General features: G+C 49.8%; 19 protein-coding genes. 11 read left to right on the forward strand and 8 right to left on the reverse strand.

What is annotated here, in order from left to right:
* Position 1: 1 nt before the first annotated feature.
* Positions 2 to 967 (forward strand): ABC transporter permease, encoded by a 966-nt coding sequence (locus ACFSUC_RS13855; protein WP_379930213.1) that lies wholly within the window; start codon positions 2 to 4, stop codon positions 965 to 967.
* A gap of 48 nt (positions 968 to 1015) precedes the next feature.
* On the opposite strand, the gene ACFSUC_RS13860 is transcribed toward ACFSUC_RS13855, so the two are convergent.
* The 5 genes from ACFSUC_RS13860 to ACFSUC_RS13880 form a co-directional block, all read right to left on the reverse strand.
* A complete protein-coding gene (locus ACFSUC_RS13860) occupies positions 1016 to 1594 on the reverse strand; it encodes a hypothetical protein (RefSeq protein WP_379930214.1) in 579 nt (192 codons plus the stop codon).
* A gap of 83 nt (positions 1595 to 1677) precedes the next feature.
* Entirely contained in the window at positions 1678 to 2247 is a 570-nt protein-coding gene (locus tag ACFSUC_RS13865) for a TetR/AcrR family transcriptional regulator (RefSeq protein WP_379930215.1), read from the reverse strand.
* A 98-nt stretch (positions 2248 to 2345) separates the two neighbouring features.
* Positions 2346 to 3056: an MBL fold metallo-hydrolase gene (locus tag ACFSUC_RS13870; RefSeq protein ID WP_379930216.1), complete on the reverse strand. Its 711-nt coding sequence runs from the start codon at positions 3054 to 3056 to the stop codon at positions 2346 to 2348.
* 159 nt (positions 3057 to 3215) lie between these two features.
* Positions 3216 to 3350, reverse strand: a complete 135-nt coding sequence (locus tag ACFSUC_RS13875) for a hypothetical protein (protein WP_379930217.1) — start codon at positions 3348 to 3350, stop codon at positions 3216 to 3218.
* A 310-nt stretch (positions 3351 to 3660) separates the two neighbouring features.
* Complete coding sequence (locus tag ACFSUC_RS13880) at positions 3661 to 4497, reverse strand: peptidylprolyl isomerase (RefSeq protein WP_379930218.1); 837 nt, start codon at positions 4495 to 4497, stop codon at positions 3661 to 3663.
* Between the two features lie 183 nt (positions 4498 to 4680).
* Here ACFSUC_RS13880 and ACFSUC_RS13885 point away from each other — a divergent pair, with 183 nt between their 5' ends.
* The 4 genes from ACFSUC_RS13885 (at position 4681) to ACFSUC_RS13900 (ending at position 7711) form a co-directional block, all read left to right on the forward strand.
* Complete coding sequence (locus ACFSUC_RS13885; RefSeq protein ID WP_379930219.1) at positions 4681 to 6156, forward strand: nitrilase-related carbon-nitrogen hydrolase; 1476 nt, start codon at positions 4681 to 4683, stop codon at positions 6154 to 6156.
* The gene (locus ACFSUC_RS13890) at positions 6153 to 6692 is read left to right on the forward strand and encodes a LytTR family DNA-binding domain-containing protein (protein ID WP_379930220.1); all 540 of its coding nucleotides are present in this window, start codon (positions 6153 to 6155) and stop codon (positions 6690 to 6692) included. Before ACFSUC_RS13885 ends, ACFSUC_RS13890 begins: the two co-directional genes overlap by 4 nt.
* 7 nt (positions 6693 to 6699) lie before the next feature.
* Entirely contained in the window at positions 6700 to 7122 is a 423-nt protein-coding gene (locus tag ACFSUC_RS13895; protein WP_379930221.1) for a hypothetical protein, read from the forward strand.
* A gap of 88 nt (positions 7123 to 7210) precedes the next feature.
* The gene (locus ACFSUC_RS13900; protein ID WP_379930222.1) at positions 7211 to 7711 is read left to right on the forward strand and encodes an eCIS core domain-containing protein; all 501 of its coding nucleotides are present in this window, start codon (positions 7211 to 7213) and stop codon (positions 7709 to 7711) included.
* 289 nt (positions 7712 to 8000) lie between these two features.
* On the opposite strand, the gene ACFSUC_RS13905 is transcribed toward ACFSUC_RS13900, so the two are convergent.
* Positions 8001 to 8597 (reverse strand): DUF1989 domain-containing protein, encoded by a 597-nt coding sequence (locus ACFSUC_RS13905; RefSeq protein WP_379930223.1) that lies wholly within the window; start codon positions 8595 to 8597, stop codon positions 8001 to 8003.
* Between the two features lie 113 nt (positions 8598 to 8710).
* On the opposite strand from ACFSUC_RS13905, the gene ACFSUC_RS13910 reads away from it, so the two are divergent.
* Positions 8711 to 10075, forward strand: a complete 1365-nt coding sequence (locus ACFSUC_RS13910; RefSeq protein WP_379930224.1) for an amino acid permease — start codon at positions 8711 to 8713, stop codon at positions 10073 to 10075.
* 63 nt (positions 10076 to 10138) lie between these two features.
* Here ACFSUC_RS13910 and ACFSUC_RS13915 read toward each other — a convergent pair whose 3' ends face one another.
* Positions 10139 to 10897, reverse strand: coding sequence for a YqcI/YcgG family protein (locus ACFSUC_RS13915; protein ID WP_379930225.1), 759 nt, complete (start codon positions 10895 to 10897; stop codon positions 10139 to 10141).
* An 85-nt stretch (positions 10898 to 10982) separates the two neighbouring features.
* Positions 10983 to 11609, reverse strand: a complete 627-nt coding sequence (locus ACFSUC_RS13920) for a LysE family transporter (RefSeq protein WP_379930226.1) — start codon at positions 11607 to 11609, stop codon at positions 10983 to 10985.
* 247 nt (positions 11610 to 11856) lie between these two features.
* On the opposite strand from ACFSUC_RS13920, the gene ACFSUC_RS13925 reads away from it, so the two are divergent.
* The 5 genes from ACFSUC_RS13925 to ACFSUC_RS13945 all read left to right on the forward strand — a co-directional run bounded on the left by ACFSUC_RS13925 (position 11857) and on the right by ACFSUC_RS13945 (position 19740).
* Complete coding sequence (locus tag ACFSUC_RS13925) at positions 11857 to 13029, forward strand: MalY/PatB family protein (protein WP_379930227.1); 1173 nt, start codon at positions 11857 to 11859, stop codon at positions 13027 to 13029.
* 752 nt (positions 13030 to 13781) lie between these two features.
* The gene (locus tag ACFSUC_RS13930) at positions 13782 to 15395 is read left to right on the forward strand and encodes a YndJ family protein (RefSeq protein ID WP_379930228.1); all 1614 of its coding nucleotides are present in this window, start codon (positions 13782 to 13784) and stop codon (positions 15393 to 15395) included.
* Positions 15396 to 15659: 264 nt separating this feature from the next.
* Positions 15660 to 16667, forward strand: a complete 1008-nt coding sequence (locus ACFSUC_RS13935; protein WP_379930229.1) for a 2-oxoacid:acceptor oxidoreductase family protein — start codon at positions 15660 to 15662, stop codon at positions 16665 to 16667.
* 33 nt (positions 16668 to 16700) lie between these two features.
* Positions 16701 to 19007: a thiamine pyrophosphate-dependent enzyme gene (locus tag ACFSUC_RS13940; protein ID WP_379930230.1), complete on the forward strand. Its 2307-nt coding sequence runs from the start codon at positions 16701 to 16703 to the stop codon at positions 19005 to 19007.
* Positions 19008 to 19146: 139 nt separating this feature from the next.
* Entirely contained in the window at positions 19147 to 19740 is a 594-nt protein-coding gene (locus ACFSUC_RS13945) for a hypothetical protein (protein ID WP_379930231.1), read from the forward strand.
* Positions 19741 to 19801 lie beyond the last annotated feature (61 nt).

Genomic DNA, 19801 nt, shown 5'->3' on the forward strand with positions numbered 1-19801 from the left:
GATGGGGACATGGACGACGCTGGGCGACCTGCTCAATATTACGTTTACGTTCTCGGCTGCCCTCATATTTGCGGCGATGGGCGGCATCTTCTCGGAGCGATCCGGTGTGGTAAATATTGCGCTTGAAGGGCTGATGGTAGCGGGGGCATTTGCGGCTGCAATCGGAGCCTATTATATGGAACAGGCGGACATGGCTGGACTGGCTCCATGGATCGGACTGTTGTGTGCGGCTGTCTTCGGTGCTGCTTTTTCCTTGATTCATGCTTTTGCGACGATTACCTACAGGGCGGATCAGGTGGTCAGCGGTGTGGTGATTAATTTCCTCGCGCTTGGTTTCTGCGTGTATATGGTTCCTCTGTTATTCGATGGCGCCGGACAGACCCGTACGCTGATACAGGGTGGATTTGAAAAGAGAGCGATTCCGGTATTATCGCAAATACCTGTCTTAGGCAAAGGGGTATTCACATCCTATCCCACGACCTATTTGGCACTCGTCTCTGTCGTGATCATGTGGTATGTGCTGTTTCGCACCCCGTTTGGACTCAGGCTGAGGGCGGTGGGGGAGCATCCGGGCGCAGCGGATACTGTCGGGGTGAAGGTGAACCGGGTCAAATATATCGGGGTGATGCTAAGCGGGATGCTGGCCGGCATTGGCGGAGCGACGATTACCCTTACGACTTCCAGCAATTTTGCCCACAACACCGTTTCAGGACAAGGCTTTATTGCCCTGGCTGCTGTTATATTTGGCAAATGGCATCCCTTCGGCGCGCTTGCAGCGGCGACCTTCTTCGGGTTCTCACAAGCACTGGGAAGCTATGTGCAGATTTACGAGTGGGCCAACCAGATTCCGCGTGAATGGATCTATATGCTGCCGTATGTACTGACTCTGATTGTGCTGGCCGGATTTGTCGGCAAATCCGTGGCACCTGCTTCCCTCGGCGAACCGTACGATCCCGGCAAGCGATAACACAAAGCAAGAGACACGAGCGTGTGCGCGTGCCTCTTGTCGAATGCTTCAGGACGGTTTGGCAAACACATGCAGGTGAGTGAGGTACTCCTGCATGAGCAACTGCAAGTGGAGCAGTCTTTTCTCCGCTGATTCGTCCCCTTCTTCCCGAAAGCCGGTAAGGATCGCCTGAATATAAGCCTCCGCCATGGGACGAACCAGCTTTTGCTGCTGACTGTAGTCGTCGAGATAAGCGGGAATAAAATAGCAGTCTGCCGCATTCATGCGGTACAAATAGGCCTCCGCTGTCCCTTTCTGCTCTTGCTCCTGATGAAAGGCTTGAAGGTCTTCAAACAATTGATTGATCGTATGCATGCCCAGTCGATAGCTTCGGCGTGAGAATTCATAGGCTTGCTCGTCAAGCTGTTTGCTTTGATACGCTTCTGTGACGTGCTGCTCCATCGTGACCAGTACGCCTGCCCATTCCTTCAGAAAGGAAAGCCAGTCCGGGATGTGCGGTGGCAATATTTGAATGCGAATCATTTCGTCAAATACAAGGTCAGGATGATCCAGCAGCGCCAGCTTGATCTGCGCGCGGAAATCATCGATTGAAATTTCCGAATCAGAGCCTGAATGTCGATCTGTCATGGTCTACCGTCTCCATTTCTGTCTGTTTGTCTCGCGTCTATGGTACGTCAACCTGTCAGATGACGTCAACCATCACCATGCATTCATCCCTGCATTTTGTAGATGCCAGCCAAAAAAGTATCGATCAGTCTTGTCAATGTGACGTCCAGATCAAGTGGCAATTTGAAGCCGCCTTGCTGCTCGAGAGAGGTAAAGCCATGTAACAGACTGCGCAGTCCTCTGACGGCATGCAGGCTGGCATCCTCGTCCAGCGCATAAGGAGTCATCAGGTTGCACATGAAATCCACCAGCCTTCGACTGATCGCCAACAGTTCCGGATGATCCATTCGCGGTGCTTCCAGAGAGGCTTCGTACAAGCCGGGTTGTGCTCTTGCGAATGCCAGATAGGCCCGACTGACAGCATGGATCGCTTCATCCTGATGCAGATCTTCCGCGGCCTGGCTCATCTGCCTGTAAAGCGCCTGCATGCCGAGCACGGAGAGTTCGGTTCGCAAGGCTTCCAGCCCACGAATATGATTGTAGAGCGATGGCGTTCTCACGTCGCAAGCTTTGGCGACAGCCGCGAGAGTGACACCAGACAAGCCATGCTCGTCTGCCAGCCTGATCGCGGTCTGAATGATCGTTTGTTGATCAAGACCCACGCGAGGGGACATACGGATTCCTCATTTCAGTTCTTATCATGATTCTAATCATTCTCTTTTCTTTTCCTTTTCTGATGTGCATGTTCTCCGTTTTCATTCCATCCATCTTTCTATTTAGCAGACAGGGCTTGTTCAGCCGTCTGGATTGCACGGGACATCGCATTTGCAGGATCAGGAAGCAGACGTCCATGCCCCACTGCCAGCAGAGCTGGCTCAAGATCCAGCAATTTCCTGGCGCTCTCTACGGCCTGTCTTTTGTTCCAGGTCGCGAATGCGGGGAAAGGAAACATGATCTTTAGCTGACCGGAAACGGCAAGGCCGCCTTGTACTTGTAATGCATCCCCGGCAATCAGTGTCCGGGTTCGGGTATCCAGAAAGGCCATGGAGCCTGGCGTATGTCCGGGAACGGAAATGGCTAGAAGGGAGCCGATGCGATCACCGTCCTGCAAGCAACGGTCTGGTCTCGTTTGAATACGGCCAGGACGTGGGATGCCGCCTTTCAGAGGAGATTTCTCCTCATCCTTTTGCAGCGTACGATCTCCAGCCAGCAGTTTGGCATCCCGTTCCGATATGTACACGGTCGCATCTGGCAGCTCGCGCTTTAGCGCATCCAATGCCCCGATATGGTCGCTATGCGCATGGGTCAGTACGATCCGTCTGATCGGTTTGCTGGCCGTTTTTAATATCGCCTTGCCACACGAAGGAAGTGCGGTATCAATCAGGGTGTAACCATCTTCCTCTTCGATCAGATAACAGTTAACTGGCATCAAATAAGGAAGAAAAGTGAGTTGAATCAGGTTGGTTTGTCGAGTGAGACGCATGCTCTAATCCCTCCAATTCTGTATAACTCTATCATGTGAGTTCAGTTTAACTAATGGCATTAGTTTTTGCAAGCGCCGCATGTTGATCTTTTTCTCCAGAGCAGAGAAACGTCGGTTCATCAACATTTTTTCATCGTCCATTGTTAAATGGTTGCAAGGTTACATCTCGATCATCGGTTGATTCATCAGTTGTATGAACATCCATAACAAAACAAAAGTCAAGCTGCAAAGCAACAGGATCAAGAGGACGATCCACTTCCCTTTACGATTAGGGCCTGGGGGTTTGCGCTTCATCTCTATGACTCCTTTCAAGTTCATTCTTTCACTTTGACTCACTTTCTCTGTCATTTTCTCACTTTCTCAGTCTTTCTCTCTCTGTCTGTCTTTCTCTGTCATTCTCTTTCTTTTATTTCTCTTGTTCTTTACTTTTTACTCGCTCACGGTTTCACTTTTTCGAAGAGCCATACTCTATCAATCCTTCGCTTTCTACCCCGACACGATTTCTCATGCTTCTTTATGAAAAACCGCAGCGAAGGAATCCGGTGTTCAACACGGTTCCCATCGCTGCGGTTAGAGTGATTGGTGTTGTTCGAAAACATCAGAATCAGGACTGAATTTTTTCCGGTTCCGGATAATCGATCCCTTTCGTATCCACAGTCACTTTCTTCATAACGGGCGGCTCTTGCGGTCGATCACCGGCATCTCGTGGCAGCTGGACGATCTCATCTACGACGTCAAGTCCGCTGAATACTTTGCCAAATGCTGCATAGGAGCCATCCAGATGAGGGCTATCTCCCGTCATGATGAAGAATTGAGAGCCTGCCGAGTCAGGGTGTTGGCTGCGTGCCATCGACAGTACGCCTTTAGTATGTTCGAGATTGTTTTGTTTGAACCCGTTTCCGGCAAATTCACCTTTGATGCTATAGCCCGGTCCACCCATTCCGGTTCCGTCCGGGTCACCGCCTTGAATGACGAAATTCGGAATAATCCGGTGAAAGATCAGGCCGTCATAAAAACCGTCTGCTACCAGAGAAATAAAATTGTGGACGGTGTTGGGTGCTTGATCTGGATAGAGTTCCAGCTTGATCACTTCGCCGGATGCCATCTCGATTGTGACGACGGGCAGACTGTCGTCCGATGGTTCACCGAGTTCCGCGTTTGCGGTGTCGTCATGCTGACCTTGTGTGTCGCCTGCACCGGTCTTTCCATCACCAGTGGCCTGGTTTCCTTGGCCGTTTGTGCCAGACTCAGATTCATCCTGTTCATTTTGTTCGTTTGCTTGCTCGTTTTCGCTCTGTTCATTTTGGCTGTTTGAGGCGGCCTCATTATTTTCCTTCGCTTGCCCGCACCCTGCGGCGAACAACAGCAACAGCGCGAGCATCATGATCATGCCCAGCCTCCATGACTTGTGTTGAAGCATGTTCTTCATCTTGCCATTCATCTTGCCAGTCAACCTCCTGCTCATCATTCTGTTGATTCAGACAACATTATACCTGTTTGGGCGGTCTTGTACTAGCGCCTTTCGTCCTTCTCATGAGAAGATATGTCCATTTTACCGAAGATCGACTGCCACCTTCGCGTCTACGCTCTATACTGGGCGTAACAGACGAAGGGAGAGTTTGAAATGAAAACCTATCAATCGATAATCCTCATGTTGCTTGGCGGGGTGCTGATGGCCCTGAGCAACGGCAAGTTCCTCCTAGCACCTGCTGCATGGATATTTCCTGTCCTGTTTCTGTTTGCGATTCGGGATATGCGGATGAGAACAGCATGGATGGCCTTGACGCTGATGACCGCAGTGAGCAACCAGATCAGCTTTCACGGGATGCTGCCGAGCTTGCCCGATATTCCGATGTTCGGTTACATTCCAGCGATGGCGGGGGCCCTGTATGCCATCCCGTTTATGTTGCAAAAATGGAGCTACACACGGACACAGGCTTTTGCTGCTACGCTCATTCTGCCCTGTACATACGCGCTTCTCGATGAAATGAATGTGTACGCCAATCCGTTTGGAGCATTCGGGATTCCCGGGTATTCCCAGCATGATTTTCTGGCCTTTGTACAGGTAGCCTCTGTACTGGGGGTAACTGGCCTGACCTTTATCATGCTGTGGGCTGCCTCTATATTGTACTGGTTGCATCTGAACCATTCGGCTGCAACGAGAAAAACGGTGTTTTTAATCGCGTCCGGTGTACTCGGTCTGATCATTCTCTGGGGAGGACTTCGCCTGACGCTCGATTCAGGTACAGAGACGGTCGCCGTTTCCGGTATTCATACCCTTGATCGTACTGATTCAGAGACCCTGCAAATCTTTGATATGCACCTTCAGGACCCGCATGCATTTCTTCAGGAAGCGGAGAAACGAATGGTTCAACTACTGGAATTAACCGCAGCAGAGGCACAATCGGGCGCCAAGCTCATTCACCACGCTGAAGCTTCGGTTGTACTGGATCATTCCCAGAAATCCGGCTATCTTGAACGTTTGGGCGAAGTGGCGAGGACATGGAAGGTCTATATCGTGACGGTTCCGTATGTGTTTACGCCGGACGGTGAGCCGAATGAAAATGTGTTGTACATCATCGGTCCTTCTGGTGACGTGGAACTCGAGCATTACAAATACGGGGGCAATATGATCGAAAGAACGGTTGAAGGAGACAAGCAGATTCAGTATGTCGATACGCCGTATGGACGATTGTCCGGTGTCATTTGCTGGGACAAGGATTTTCCTTCGGTCATGAGGCAAGTCGGGGAACAGGAGATCGATTTGTTGTTCATCCCGTCGGCGGACTGGAAGGAGATTGCTCCTTACCATACCTGGATCGGGCATTTCAGAGGCGTCGAGAATGGAGCAAATGTCATCACCCAGACAGTTAACGGCATGTCTGCCATGGCGGATTACAAAGGGCAAACCTGGGCCAAAATGGATCATTTCACGACGGATCACTGGGTGATGAGTGGACATATTCCGACCAGGGGAACGGATACCTTTTACACAGATTGGGGGAAATATTTCACAGGATGTATTATAATAGCCTTGATTGTTTTGATTCGTTTGATCTTTATCCAATCCAAAGACAGAATGCGTAAGGAGCAAGAATGAAACTGGGACTCGTTTGCGGCAATGACATACGCGAAGAGGTGGTGGCTCGACTCCATGCCATCGGTTTGGACGTCTTTCGCCAGGCCGATCTGTATGTCGTCGAGGATGGGTGGCATGATTCACTCACACCCTGTATCGTCTTTCATCGCGATCATCTGGACGAACTGTGCGACGTGCTTCGCTTGTTCGCTTCCAGAGCAGAAACATCCAAAATCGTGGGTCTGCGGGATGAAGAATATTATGTTCTCTCGCAGGACCATATCTTATATTTTGAAGCCGTTGATTCCCATCTCCTGTGTCATACAGCAGATGGCGTTTACCGAATGAAAGAAAGACTGTTTCAACTGGAAGAGCGTTTGCCGGGAGATCGGTTTATCAAGGTGAATCGATCCTATGTGGTCAACATTGACAATGTCTCCAAGATCATTCCCTGGTTTCATCGCAGACTGCTCTTGAAATTCAATGACTCCAAAAAAGAAGTAGAAGTCTCCAAAAATTATGTAGCCGCTTTTAAAGCGTTTCTAGGAATGAGGTAGGCCAGCGATGCGAAAATATATCATAGAGGCCATTGTACTGTCCGCTTTGATCGGGATCGTGTTGCGAGCCTCCGTGCTATTGTTCCGGGGGGAGCACCTATGGACCAATGGCGAAAGCTATCTGTTCAGTGCCTTGATCGCGATGCTCTCTTGTTCACTCTCGATTTTTATCCATGTCAAGGTACTTGCGAGCAACACGTATTCGACGAAGATGAAGATGTTTCTGTCCTCCCTGCTCATCCTGATCATATATGGCATGGGCAATGTTGCCTTTGGTGGATTTGACATCCTGTTTCGAAGGGTGTTCTATCTGTACGGTCTTGTGATTGTGGTTGTCACCCTTCCGCTCCTCTATTACCTGAATCAGAAAATTCAGCTGTACAATCAGTTTCTGGCCGTGAAAAAATCCCGTGCTCGAAAAACGGAATGACAACTTTAACAAAACTTTAGGAGGATTTGCCAACCTTGTCTCGAATGAAAGGAGAAAGAAAAGAGATGGGTGGAAAAGGGGAGGTTCTATGGGCAAACAGACAACGAATCACGCCAAAACCAGACATAATGAGCGGTCAACACACGAATCGGGAAAACAGAATGCCGCCTCGGCAGGCAAGCCATTTATGCAACTTCAAAAGCAAATGGGCAATCAGGCATTGGTTCAGATGGTTCAGCAGCACAAGCCGAACAATACAGGCTTACCGGACAACGTAAAAGCCGGAATTGAGCATTTATCGGGGATGAATATGGATCATGTGAAGGTGCATTACAATTCAGCCAAACCGGCCGCCATGCATGCACATGCGTATGCACAAGGTTCAGACATTCATGTAGCACCGGGACAAGAGAAACATCTACCACACGAAGCCTGGCATACGGTTCAGCAACAACAGGGTCGTGTAAAACCAACTACCCAACTGAACGGTGAAGCCGTCAATGATGATCCGGCTCTGGAAAAGGAAGCGGATGTCATGGGACAGAAGGCGCTGCAGGCGGTACAAAAGAAGACGCTTGACGAGAGCTGACCGCAGCATCAAGTCATCATCAACGGATCACAGACGGATAGTGATAGCTAGAGACGGATAAAGACGGATCAAAGTCTGACACAGACCGATCTGAGACTGATCTGAGACCGATTACCGATTAGAGACCACCGGTCACAGGCCTGAGACTGACCTGAGACCGGCCTGAAAACAAAGAGATCAATAAGAGATCAATATGAGATCAATCAATAGAGATCGTTTAGAGCCGTTGCCCAGAAATGTGGACAACGGCTTTTCGTATGTGACCTTGACCTTACTCGAGACCTTGACCTTACTCAATTTCGATGACGATATCCGTACAGTGATAGCCATTGCAAGGGCTTTCCAGCGTAGGACAAGCGGAAATCGCAATGATCAGATCCATCTCTGCCCGCATTTCAAGCTGATCGCCAGCCTTGGACAAAGGGCGTACTACCTGCAAAGCGCCCTGAGCAGTTTGCTGCACATTCATAAACACATTGAATGAATGATGCTGCGTAAGGGGGGCAATGCCGAATGGCTGAATCGCCTGATTAAGATTGTCATAGCAGTTCGGATGAGCGTCCCCTTTATCGTACAAGAGCTTGTACATCTCAGGTCGACAGGCCGGGTAGAGCAAATCATGCCTGCCCACATCATCGCGGATGAAGGTGAGCATCGGGCGATATTGGTTGGAATAGAGCGCGTCGCCGATTTTGGGCTGTATATGACCGAGGACGTCAATCGTCACAAGTGGGTCCAGACGTTCTTCTGTGTTGGGTGCATAAAAGGCAGTGAAATCAGCGACTTGTTCACCCGATACGTCAATCACACGAATTCGCTGATGGCGCTTTACATGAAAGGCCGCACCTGTTCGAGCGGGAATTCGCTGATGAATGGACAATGTCATCGTTTTCCCCCTTTCCTGACCAGTGCCCCGCATCGTGAGAGCAACGCGAGAGCTTGATATACATAGTGTCTCAACCTCTGCCTCATACTATGTGTGACCAGAGGGGAGGAGACATGGCATTGAAAGCATTTGTTGCCGCCAGAAGGCAAGTACAGAAGCAACAGGAAGGGGACAGCAAAGGGCTGGCCTGGTGGCAGCTGACGTTGCTTGGCATCGGATGCACCATCGGTACGGGCTATTTTCTGGCCCCTGCGATTGCCATTCAGAAGGCGGGTCCATCTGTGCTGTTAGCATTTGTCCTCGCAGCGGTAGGGACTTATTTCGTATACGATGCCCTGGCAGCGATGACCGCAGCTCATCCGGAGAAAGGTTCGTTTCGCTCCTATGCCAAACATGCCTACGGAAGATGGGCCGGATTCAGCAATGGCTGGGTGTATTGGGCATCAGAAATGCTCATTACCGGCAGTCAGCTGACCGCTTTGTCCATTTTTTCGCGATTTTGGTTCCCCGGGATGCCGATCTGGTCGTTTGCGGCGATTTATGCCGTTTTGGGCATTGGGGTGCTGCTGCTCGGAGTTAAAGGCTTTGAACGGATGGAGAACGGGTTTGCTGTTGTGAAAATAGCCGCGATCGTCATGTTTATTCTCATTGCCTCAGCTGCATGGTTCGGTTGGCTGGACACCTCATCGCAATCGGTGCAAGAAGTCATGTCGGATTGGCTGCCAAAGGGCATCTTAGGCTTGTGGGGGGCATTCATGTACGCCTTCTACGCGTTTGGCGGCATCGAAATTATGGGGCTGCTTGCGGTGGAATTGAAGGACCGGAGCGAAGCTTCCAAATCCGGCAAGGTGATGATCCTGGCGCTCATTGTCATCTACCTGGTGACGTTCAGCCTTGCCTTGTTGCTTGTGAAATGGGATCAATTTAATACGAAAAAAAGTCCGTTTATTACGGCACTGGACGGCACACATATCACCTTTATTCCCCATGTGTTTAACGGGGTGCTGATCATCGCAGGTTTTTCCACCATGCTTGCTTCCCTGTATGCAGTAACCAATATGCTGGTGACCTTGGCAGAGGAAGGGGATGCCCCGAAAGTGTTTGCCAAAAAAAGCAGGCGCAATCTCGCTTATCCCGCCTTATGGCTGACTGCGGGAGGCATGCTGGTTTCCATCACCGCTTCCTTGTTGCTGCCCAGTAATATCTTCGAATATATGACAACGGCCGCGGGGTTGATGCTGCTCTACACCTGGTTTTTTATCCTGCTGTCTGCCTGCAAGCTCATTCGCAATGGTGCCTGGGGGAAAATAAAAATCGGTTTGGGCGGCTTGCTGATCATAACCGCCATCAGCGGCACCTCACTCGATTCAACGAGTCGGGCAGGTCTCTGGGTAAGTCTCCTCTTCCTAGCACTTATCGCTATCGTGACCATCTTCATGCATCTGAAATGGCGTAAACAGGCACCTAAACCGAGTTAACCGCAAAACCGCAAAACCACAAAACGTGTCAATCGTATGCCGGAGCTATCCTGGATAACCCCTTTACTTCGTGGTAGAAGAAGAGGGATGCAGGTGTGCAAAAGGACATTTGGCCGGAGACGACTCATCCTCTCTCAGAAAATATTGCTTCCATTCATGATTGTCCGCCTGACCATACCACTTTAATGACGGATGTGCTTCGATACCGTCGTACTCGTGAAGACGTTCGCGGATCAGCTTCTTCATGTTTCTGCCGAACTTGGTGGAATCATTGATATGCTCGAATACCCAGCGCGGCTGGAAGGCAATCAGAAAATGTGAACTGGCTCGACTTCGTCGCTGCTCATGGGCCGGTGTAGCACAAAAAGCAAAATAGGGCTCTTGCTGATAGCAGAATTCCCATTTATGATTCTGCGGGTCTTGTGGAATATCCGCTGGCCATTCCGCCGAATCCAGTTCATGCACCCGGCTCAGCAAGGACCAGAACATGTGCTCATAATCGGTTACCTGGCTGGCATGCAGCAAATCTTCTGGTGTATCAAAAAAAACCACGAGCGAAGCATAGGGACCGGTTTCCCGAGAAACGGCATTGTATTGCCCCAGGCTGCAAGCGAGATCTTCTGCAGCTTCCGGCTTTCTCGGATCACGTGCGAACGCATAGCGAAGGGTATCCTGTTGAAAGGCTTGCTTGCCGGGAATGCACGGGTACAGGTCTTCCTCATCATTCAACATTTGTGCGAAGCGGCTAAAGGCATCCTGCTTCCATGTGGCGAGAGAGGTCAGTTGCGCTTTCAATTGGGCACGGTTAAATAGCCTAACCATTCTCCATTCCTCCTTTATGTACCCCATCATATTAGGAGGAGGGAAAATGGGTGACTGTCCCTGTCAAGGAAGCGAAAGCGAACAGCTAGAGAATAATCATATCCACAGCCCGATACCCGAAATACAAGCCAAACACAAGCAGGGAAATACCTGCCGCAACGGATATCCCCCTCAGAACGCCGGGCTTGAACAGATGGCTCACCGTACTCGAAATCCCCGCCATGATGACATCCCACAGTAAAATTCCCAGGAAAATCCCGCCGCTATACAGCAGCATCTGGCCCCCTCCGAACGATTGGGTCGTCTGAGCGAGAACAGAACCGTAAATGCCTAGCCAGAACAGAATATTCAGTGGGTTGGAGAGCGCCATGGCAAAGCCTGCCCAGAATGATTTTGCAGCGGATTCTTCCTTGCGGATCTCCCCCGAAACATGTGTCTGTGCGGAACGAATACTCTCTATGCCGATATAAATGAGAATAAAACAGCCGAACGACCATAGAAAAGTGCGCATGAACGGGGTACTCAGAAAATGCGCGACACCGAAATAGATCAGCAGCATAAACAAGGCATCTGCGACCATGGCACCGATGCCAACCAGCCACGCATACAAGAAACCGTGCTTGATCCCCCGATCCAGTTGTGCGGCGTTAATTGGTCCAATAGGAGCGGAAAGGGACAATCCTAATACTACATAGCTGATGAATCCATTCATTCGTCATTCATTCTCCTTCACTCATTCGAATTAGATCTTGCGCTTGCGAGTTGTCGTACAAGTTTCATTTGTAGTGTATTCATCCGACCCGCATTGTACAACTTCTTTCGCCCAAAATGGGGCGCTTTTGGGCATCGTTTCATGATTATATTTGCTAGAGCTTTGGAAGGATTTGTGCGGGCGTGGTATGATAGAGAAACGGAATTTAACAGATCGCTTAGAGAACATTTTCGGATGAGGTGAAGGAATGAAGACCAATTTTGATCAGATCATTAATCGCAAACAGACCCATTCCTACAAATGGGATCAATCGGAGAAGCTGTTTGGCGATCCGGACCTGCTGCCGCTATGGGTAGCCGATATGGATTTTGAGTGTCCGCCAGCTGTGAAGGAAGCCGTGATGAAAAGGGCTGAGCATGGCGTTTATGGCTATACGTTTCGACCGGATTCCTATTATCCTGCAATCACGTCCTGGTTTGAACGCAGACATGACTGGAAGCTGGAGGAAAGCTGGTTAACAGACAGTCCCGGTATTGTCACTTCGCTCAGTCTGGCTGTTGAGCTATTCAGCAGCCCGGGAAGTGCCGTCATTCTTCAGTCGCCCGTATATTATCCGTTCTATGACGTCATTCGCATGAATGGCCGAAAAGTAGCCAAAAATCCGCTTGTGCTTAAGGATGGACGTTACGAGATCGATTTCGAGCATTTGGAGCAGTTGATGAAGGATGGGGCCAAGCTGTTCCTGCTCTGCAGTCCGCATAACCCGGGCGGACGGGTATGGGAGAAGGAAGAATTGGCCCGAATTGGCGCCTTGTGTGAACAATATGGCGTACTGGTTGTTTCCGATGAAATTCATTGTGATCTCGTTTATGAAGGCAAGAAACATATTCCCTATGCCTCTATTTCCGAGGAAATGGCCCAGCATTCCCTGACCTGTCTGGCGCCTACCAAAACATTCAATATGCCGGGACTGCAAAGCTCCTTCATGGTCATTCCCAACCCGAAATTGAAGCGTCAATTCGAAATGCGGATCAAAACCCTCAGCATTCACATGATGAGCTATATGGCGGTCGATGCGGTTCAGGCTGCCTATAACGAGGGAGAACAGTGGCTGGATGAGCTGCTCGTGTATCTCAAGGGCAATGTTGACTATGCCATCGCTTACCTGGCAGAGCAACTGCCGCAGGTGAAGCCAATGAAACCAGACGGAACGTACCTGTTGTGGCTGGATTGCCGGGGGCTCGATCTCGACGTACCTGGACTGAAGGATCTGATGTTCAAGCAGGCGCGAGTGGCCTTCAATGAAGGATCGATGTTTGGTACAGAGGGTGAGGGCTTCCTGCGCGTCAATCTCGCTTGTCCGAGAGCAACGCTGGAAGAAGGTTTGAGACGGTTTTGCGAGGCTGCGAAAAAGCAGTAGCGCTCCGCAAGGCTCCTCAGGACTCCGCATCACTCCGCTGAAGAGTCCTCATATCGACCTGGAGCCAAATGTGGACTGATTCATTTACTTCAATGGGCCAAGCATAGAGCCCATTGAAGTTTTTTTGTGTTCGAGCCGCCTTTCATATCCTGCATGATTTCAATGTTTTAGCAATGGAATGAGCCGGTTCAGGTGAGCCATAATTGAGTTCAGGTAAGCCATCATCTGTGAAATTGAAGACTTGGTTCAGGTCACTCATGATTTGGGAATCGAAGAGGCGGCACTGATAGATTTCAGGATGAAAGGTGGAAGAGCAGAAGGTCTGATTCAGGTTTGACTGAACAGGACAGGAAGATAGTAACAGAGAAAACATATAGAATAAATAGAAAAAGAGAGAAAGCGAGAGGGAGAAACAAGGAAACAAGGAAACAAGGAAACAAGGAAACAAGGAAAAAAAGAAGATAGAAAGAGAGGAACAGGAAAAATGAGAAAAGACAGAGAACTGTGATGCAAAAAAGCAAAAAAAGCAGAAAAGCAGGAAGCAAAAAAGCAGAAGAGCAGAAGAGCAGAAGAGCAAAAGAGCAAAAGAGCAGAAGAGTAGATAAGTAGATAAGTAGATCATCATCGAAGGAGAGAAAAAAAGAGAGTAAACATGCAAAAAAAACGGAGAAATGAACAGGGGAGAAAGACAGTGAAACAGAGAAGGAAAGAAAGAGAGAGTACGTTGAAGTCGCAGAAAGGTGGAAGGCAAGTTGAACAATGAAACGAGGCAGCCATCGCTGCTCACTCCCTTGACCATCATCGGCGTGGCAAGCTTCCTGATATGCAGCCTCACAGCTGACAAAGCTTATTTGCTCATGCTATCAGCAGCGCAGCTTATATTCGTGCCGATCATGTTGCAGCTTGTAGGCGCATTACATCGTCCACAACAGATCGGTTATGCGATTGGCCTCATTTCGATACCCGCTCTGTATATTTTCACAGACAGCAGGTTGCAGGCTGGACTCGCTTTTATCTATTTATTACTAACGATGTGGGTGGCCTGGATCGGGATCAAGCGATTTCTAAAACGTGGATTTGTAAACCTGGAAGAAATCTCAATTGAGGTCGGGATGATGTATCTCAGTGTAGGGGGAATGTGGTTTTTTGCTCATGTGATTGAATTCGATACAGGCTTCAGTCCGATCATAACCTGGCTGACCGGCATTCATTTTCATTATGCCGCCTTTCTGCTTCCGGTTTCTGCCGGATTGTTGGGGCGGATGCATCGTTCGGCCTGGTACCGCTGGGTCGTACTGATTTTACTGGTGAATCCCGTTCTGGTGGCCATCGGCATCTCTGGTTGGCGGCTGATTGAAGTTGGGTCGGTATTCCTGTATATCGTGGCCATCTTCGGCTTGATCATCCTCGCCTTTCGCACGACATTTACTTCAAGGGCACAGACAGTCTCCCTGCGCCTTTCCTATGTCGCACTAGGAATCGCCATTATATTCTCTTTGCTGTATGCTTCAGGCCATGCGTTTGGCTGGTGGGAAATCACGATTCCATTTATGCTCGCTTTTCATGGACTGCTCAACTGCGTCTTTTTCGGTGGATTGAGCATCGTCGGCTGGCTTATGCATACGCCTGCTTCCAGGCACCGAGAATGGTCATTTCCGGTCAGTCAGATTAGAGGAAGGCTGGAAGCGGAAGAAAAAAGGGGAATAAAAGAAGGAATAACAGACGATTTGGGTCAGTTGGTTGATGTAACTAGGCTGTCTGCTACGATCCGGCATTTTTATGAACATACCGGACAATTTCGATTGTTTGCAACCGTGAAATGGGCCTACTGGTTCCTGCCCCTTGCCTGGTGTTTCAAGCTCTTCAGCCGCAGATGGGAACAGCTGAACCTGCCGATTACGAGAAAAGAGGTAGAGATGACTTGTGAACTGCGTGCCGTAGATCCGCTTATAGACGGTCGTGACCATCCGCGAGCGTGGATTCGGAAGGTGAATGGGAAGACTGTATTTACGGCTATCTATGATCGGCATCAAACCGGCGGTCAAGCCTATATGAACACGGCCTTGCCTCTACCCTATACATCGATGATCGGGATATTGCGTCTGAGAGAGGTGAACGGCTCTTTATGGATCACAAGCATGACTGACGACGATCCGGAGCATACAAGCCAACAAGCGGCGCACCAGGGGGATGAAGGAATTTACCTGGCCGCTGGCAAAAAGGTGTTCAAACTGCCGCTTTCTGAATTTTTCCTGATCCAGGATGCAGGTGAACACAAGCTGACGGCCGAGCATCATATGCGCATCTTTGGGTTGCCCTTCTTGCGCATTGATTACCGCATCGACAGAAAGACGCTCTCAGAATGAGCACTATAATCAGAAACCATATGAACAATTTTATCAGAAACCATACTGCATGCACCATCAGGGGGCCAAGCAAGACGGCCTTCTAATGGTGCATGTGTGATTAATCTCATAGGTTTTTGCCAAACCGTGAAGTACGATGAAAAGATGAATGTCTGAATGTGAATATTCATACATATATACATAGGCTCTATGCAAGAAATTGCAAAATTGCTATACTGGTATTTGATGGGTGTAAACGCTTCATAGAAGGAAAGGAGTGGCAGGATGTCAAAACTACCAATAACAAATGAGCTCGGATTTTTTGAGATTCGTCTTGAATCCATTGGAGGACTGGGCGCCAATCTGGCTGGGAAAATGCTGGCCGAGGCAGGTGTGGTAGGGAGCGGCTTCGATGGCGTAAGCTTTTCTTCCTATGGTTCAGAGAAAAAAGGTTCTCCAGTCAAAGCGCATATTCGCTTTTGTGAGATGAATACGCATATTCGGGATACCACCCCGATTGAAAGACCGCATATCGTGGGCGTATTTCATGAGAATCTATCAAAAACAAACAATGTGATCAGCGGCATCTATGAAGACAGCATCGTGCTCGTCAACTCAGAGAAAAATCCGGCAGAGCTGAAGGAAAAGCTGGGACTTCTGAGCGGAACGATCGCCGTGGTGGATGGCACCGGCATTGCATTGGAGGAAAAAAACCGAGTCAATATGGCCTTGCTGGGCGCTCTGTTTCGTTTGTGTGATTTTCTCGATCCTGAACATATGAAGGGCATCATTCGCAAGTCACTGGAGAAAAAATATCCGCATGCCGTTGAGCCTGCCCTTCGAACCTTTGACCGAGGCTACCAGGAGGTTGAATCGGAAACGTTTACCCTGCCGGACGGCATGGAAATGCCGAAACCAACCAGATGGGATATTCCGGTGCTGGGTTATGAGACACAGCCGATTGGCGGGATGATTACCAATCCCGGCAACAGCATTTTGAAGGACCTGAGTATATCCCGAAACGGCATGATGCCGCATTTTGATGATGACAAGTGCATTCACTGCGCCGCCTGTGATACGGCCTGCCCGGATTTTTGCTTTGTGTGGGAAGAACAGCCGGACAAGCGGGGGAGACAGCAAATGTTCCTGCAGGGAATTGACTACCAATATTGCAAGGGCTGTCTGAAATGTGTGGTCGCGTGTCCGACCGAAGCGCTCAGCAGCGAAAGAGAGACGGAAGGCTATGGAGAGGCCAACCGTGTACCGCATCGTTTCTCCCTGACTCAATCCTGAACCGATACGAATCGTAAAGAGGTGAAATAGCAGATGGCAATGGAAATCGATAAAGAAGTGGTGAAAGGGACCGTCGAACAGCGGATGGTCTATGAATCCGGTAATGAGATGGCGGCTTATGCGGCCCATCAGATCAACTATCATGTGATGGGGTATTTTCCGATCTCCCCTTCAACCGAAGTGGCGCAATTTCTCGATTTGATGAAAGCGAACGGTCAGCATGACATCAAGCTGATTCCTGCCGATGGCGAGCATGGCTCCGCAGGGATCTGTTATGGGGCTTCCACCGCTGGCGGCCGCGTGTTCAATGCTACGAGTGCCAACGGGTATCTGTACATGCTGGAGCAAATGCCGGTTCAATCCGGAACCCGCTTTCCAATGGTCATGAATCTGGTATGCCGCTCCGTATCAGGACCGCTGGATATTCACGGGGATCACTCCGATCTGTACTATGCACTGAATACCGGCTGGCCGATCCTCATGTGCCGTGATCCTCAAGCCGTGTACGATATGAACATTATGGCGATCAAGCTGGCAGAAGACCCAGAAGTGCGTCTTCCGGTCATGGTGGCCTCAGACGGTTACTTTACCTCTCACCAGAAACGTCGCGTGCAGACCTTTGCCCATCGTGAGGATGTACATACATTCATCGGGGAACAGCCTCCGGCAGGGTTTGCCCATACACTCGATCGGGAGAATCCGATCACAGTAGGACCCTATATGAATGAACCGGATTATATTAATAACTGTTACCAGCAATCGGTCGCGATGTACAAGGCTGAAGAGGTATTCGAACGGATTCGCAAGGAGTATGCGCTGCTGACAGGCAGAGATTATCCTGTACTTGACCTGTATCGGATGGAAGACGCCGAGGTAGCGGTCTTCCTGATGAACTCCTCCTCGGAAATCATCAAGGACGTCGTGGATCAACTGAGAGAAAAAGGGATAAAAGCCGGCTCTATCGCACCAAATATGATTCGTCCGTTCCCGCAAAAGCAAATTGCTGAAGCATTGAAGAATGTGAAGGCCATTACAGTCGGGGATCGTGCCGATTCCTACGGGGCATACGGCGGCAATATGACACAAGAGATCAAGGCGGCACTGTTTACACATGGCAACCGGGATACGATGGTCATCAGCCGGATATTCGGTCTGGGCGGGAAGGACTTTTACGCGGAGGACGGTCACCAGTTCTTCCAGCTTGCTTTGGATGCGGTGGCAGCTGGCAAAGTTGAGATTCCGTTTGATTATTACGGCCATACACCAGGTGATCCGGACAAGAAGCCGCAGCGCGTGCTGGAGCCGATGAAATACGAAGATCTCAATACGGGACTCATCAAAACGGAGAAAAATGAAGAAACCGGAGAACTCAAAGTACGGGTACCGCCAATTCGCCAATTGACGAAGAAGCCAAAGCGTCTGGCACCGGGTCATGGAGCTTGCCCGGGCTGTGGCATTTTCTCGGGACTTGAAGTTTTCTTCAAAGGCATTGAAGGCGATATCGTGGCCTTGTTCCATACGGGCTGCGCCATGGTGGTCACCACCGGCTTCCCTTACTCTTCTCATAAAGCGACCTACATTCACAACCTGTTCCAGAATGGTGCGGCGACGCTGTCCGGGGTGGTGGAGATGTTCTGGGAGCGCAAGCGCAGAGGCGAGCTGGATCATCTGAACCTGCAGGATGACTTTACCTTTGTCATGATTACCGGTGATGGTGGTATGGACATTGGAATGGGACCTGCGATCGGCAGTGCACTGCGCAATCATAAAATGATCATCCTGGAGTACGATAACGAAGGCTATATGAACACGGGGGCGCAACTGTCCTATTCGACACCGATCGGTCATCGCACTTCGACCTCAAATGTCGGCAAGCATCAGGGCGGAAAGCTGTTTCATCATAAAGATACGGCTCAGATCATGGCGGCGACCAATATTCCGTATGTATTTACGGGCAGTGAGTCCATCCCGCAAGACCTGCTGAAAAAAGCAGCAAAGGCCCAGTATTATGCGCAAAATGAAGGACTTGTTTATGGAAAAATATTGATTACCTGTCCATTGAACTGGCTCTCCGAGGAGCAGATTGGGCAGACACTGATTGATGAGGCCGTCAATTCTTGTTTCTTCCCGCTGTATGAGATTGAACAGGGTGTAACGAACATTACGTACAACCCGGAAGACAAGGGCAAACGGATTTCCGTCAAGGACTGGCTGAAGAATATGGGGAAAACGAAGCATTTGACGAAACCGGAATATGCTGAGGCGCTGCAAGATTTCGAACAGGAAGTGGAGCGTCGCTGGATGAGACTGAAAGCGAGACATGAAAGTGCTTATCTGTAAGCAGACCTGTTCATGAAACGTTCGAAGTGATGTTTCTCCATGCAGGAATAGAAGGTTGCAAGGGTAGGTATGCTTGCATACAGGCGTCGCTCATCCCGAGCTGGCGCCTTCTTTATCTGTGCAGCGAAGGAGGAAGGGAATGACCCGTACCGACGGAACAAGAGTGACTCAGAAGTCAACCGAGCAAATGGACGTGCAGGAGCAACAAGAAACGGCCAGTGGGCAACGGACGTCCTCATTGGCGATTACGTCACCCTGGGTACAAGCGTTGCTGACATTGGAAGAAGAGACAGCCTGCAAGCAACTGGGAGAGCAAATGACCGAAGCAGGATTTGCAGCGGTGCGAGAATGGCTGGATGATTTGCGTGTACAGCTCAAGCGATTTGAAGAACACGATATGGATCGGATGGCTGCTATTTTGCACCGTGCGCAGCTCGCATTGCCGCATCCGGAGAAAATCAGCCCCTCCTGGCAATCCATTTGGCAGGAATATACCACCATCCTGCAATCCAAAATCCAGCTACTCAAGCAGTTTCCCTCGCAGGTTCGAACCGGAGAGTGGCAAGTGCTGATGGATAATCCCTATACGCAGCAAGGGATCGTATGTTACCCTTCATTAACGTTTATGGATGCCATTTATTTGTTTGCCTATTTTCGTGCAGAGCTGCATCCTAACGAATATATTCGATTGCAGCGTATCGAGACCGTGTGGACAGAGCAGGGCGGTCATTGATCAACAGTTCAATTTTCGATCAGTCCGCGACGGCTTTTGGATGGCTTGGGGATTAGGTGGA

The sequence above is a fragment of the Marinicrinis sediminis genome (genome assembly GCF_042685085.1).
Classification (GTDB): Bacteria; Bacillota; Bacilli; order Paenibacillales; family KCTC-33676; genus Marinicrinis; species Marinicrinis sediminis.